This window comes from Arsenicibacter sp. R0_47, from assembly GCF_057652235.1.
Genome location: NZ_JBYFCJ010000088.1, coordinates 1 through 2,308, shown reverse-complemented (window position 1 = coordinate 2,308; position 2,308 = coordinate 1). Strand labels below are relative to the sequence as shown.

Here is a 2,308-nt window from a genome sequence, read left to right as displayed (position 1 = left end):
TTTAGGTCTGCTTAGTTGCTGCATGATCTTGCGAAGTTAAGCAAGTTCACTGTGCCGATAAATTAGACCATCTCATACAAAGGAATTCTTTTCCTCTGTATAAACTACTTAAACACCTCAAAAAATGAAAAAAAACACCTTTTACTTCTTAAAGTTAGTTTTAGCTAGTACGTTCTTAGCTTTAAATCTACTCTCATGTAAATCACCATCTGTTGAAAATGTCATGCCTAAAAAGCAGGAGCCTTTTGAGATTGTTGATGGTAAATTGAAATTTGCAGATATGGACTCATGGAAAAGTTACATGACACGACTGCATGAGGATTACACTCCTACGTCCTTAGTCGAGTGGAACAGTAAGCAAGATGGGTTTACATCACTGTATAAGATTCAGTATGATGAACAAGCTGCTATAGAATATAATAAGAGTGCTAGGGTAGCATCAGGAAATGATAGTACTTATCAGGAATTGGTTGAAGACGTATATTTTGCCTCCCTATTAAATACAGATGGGGAAATGATGCTGGGTGAAAAAGTGGTTAGAGTAACAATGGATTATGTTTTCATTTATCCTAAAAATAATAAGCGATTTGTTGATTCATTTGATGCCGGCTCATGGAGAGGACAGCTTGAAAGTCAGAAAGGATTCGTTGATGTAGGTAATGGTATTTTAGTAGGTAAGATACGTCGGCATATTCATCAGACTCATTCTGGTGGAAGGGTTGCTAGTTTACCTATCGATCAAGATCATGATTTACATTATTTTAATGATACTGATCGTTTTGTCACTGAGGCATGGAATAATAGTTATTTGATCTATGCATCGATGGGAACTAAAGTTCAGCATGAAAATAAGAAATGGTATGGTTGGGTTACTTCATGGACTACAAGTTTAAAGCTTCTTTCATCAGTTACATTCCCAAGCCCTATCATTTATGGTGCGACTTATTCGGCAAATTTTCAGGATGGTCCATACGACCATATTGATGTCATTCAGCGTGGTCAATGGCAAACGGGGACATTCAGTGATCAGGGATATGTACTTGCAGATCCAATTGGTATTGAAAAACTTGAGGCTTGGGGCACATGTTATGCTGGGTATATGTCATACACAGGGTATGCAGTAATTGGTAACTAACATTAAAATTTTGGTGAAATAAAAAAGGAGGGGGATGCTCCCCCTTTTTTTATTTGAATATTTTCTAGGCTTTTGATCTTATTGGATAGATTTTATATCATAATTATATAATGTTTACATATGATAATTATTTGTGATAACTAGAAAGGGCTGTGTCTATCATAAACATATCCGCAGAAGTCTTTATAAAGATGTTGTGATAGTGAACAATGGCCCAGTTACCACCGCCCAGCGTGATCCGGCCACCGGCCTGTAAGGCCTTTTTAAGCGTATGTTCGGGCATTTTCTGTTCACTTGGATAACTGACTAAAAAAAAGTTTATTACTCACCTGTTGCCTTACGTTATAACCCATAATTATTTTATAAGAAGGTTCTTGCTTGTCGTTATTTTGTTGGTTTTGTGTTTAAATGTTTTTGGTCAGTCTAAACACCCTGATATTTGGGTATCTGGTGGATTTGGCAAATCAAAACATTTTAGTGGTATGTTGGCGGCTGGTTTTGAACCCAAAAAAGGGCGTAGTGTATTTATTTATTAGCCGTTATTCATTGATGGGAGAGCTTTCTCCACCTGCTGAACTTGGAATTAAAGAATCTGAATTGGGTATTTTATATGGATATAAAATCGGAGATTTTCGTTTTAGCGCAGGATTAGCGCGCGTTTGGGTAAGGTATAGAGGTAGTTACCTATATACTGATCCATATCCTTTGTTTGGTACTGGTCGTTATTATACTACTGTTTATTATTCTCGAGTAGGGATTCCTCTTGAGGTTAGGTATCTAGTTTTTCTGAAGTATTTTGGGGTTGGTTTGACTGGTTTTACTAACTACTGTGGTGGTAGATCGTTTGTAGGACTTAATGCGTTTTTTTATTTAGGTTACATGAATTAAAGTTGTGAAATATTCTCAAAGGTAAGAGTGCTGTTTACTCTTCGTCTAATCAAAAAGGCCCATGCTTATCATGGGCCTTTTGATTTCTATAAATGCATGGTATTTAATCCTGAATAGCAGTCAGAATTGTTAGGCTACAGCTTCCAGATTTGGCGCGTTCTGGCCTGATGCTTCTAGATGGCGACGTATACTTTGCCCAACTACTTCGGCCAGTTTTACGGGAACAGCGTTCCCAATCTGACGCATACCCTCTGTCCAGCTTCCACTAATATGGAAGTCGTCGGG

The 2,308-nt window shown here is 37.5% G+C and carries 3 protein-coding genes; 2 read left to right on the top strand and 1 reads right to left on the bottom strand.

The window, feature by feature from the left end; genetic code table 11:
- Positions 1-124 precede the first annotated feature (124 nt).
- On the top strand, positions 125-1,135 hold the full coding sequence (locus tag AC23NW_RS36070) for a hypothetical protein (RefSeq protein ID WP_487455543.1): 1,011 nt from the start codon (positions 125-127) through the stop codon (positions 1,133-1,135).
- Between the two features lie 456 nt (positions 1,136-1,591).
- Positions 1,592-2,023 carry a hypothetical protein gene (locus AC23NW_RS36065; protein ID WP_487455541.1) on the top strand — a complete coding sequence of 144 codons (432 nt, stop codon included), beginning with the start codon at positions 1,592-1,594 and terminating at the stop codon, positions 2,021-2,023.
- Positions 2,024-2,152: 129 nt separating this feature from the next.
- On the opposite strand, the gene AC23NW_RS36060 is transcribed toward AC23NW_RS36065, so the two are convergent.
- A partial coding sequence (locus tag AC23NW_RS36060) for a DNA cytosine methyltransferase (RefSeq protein WP_487455545.1) occupies positions 2,153-2,308 on the bottom strand: 156 nt, incomplete at its 5' end.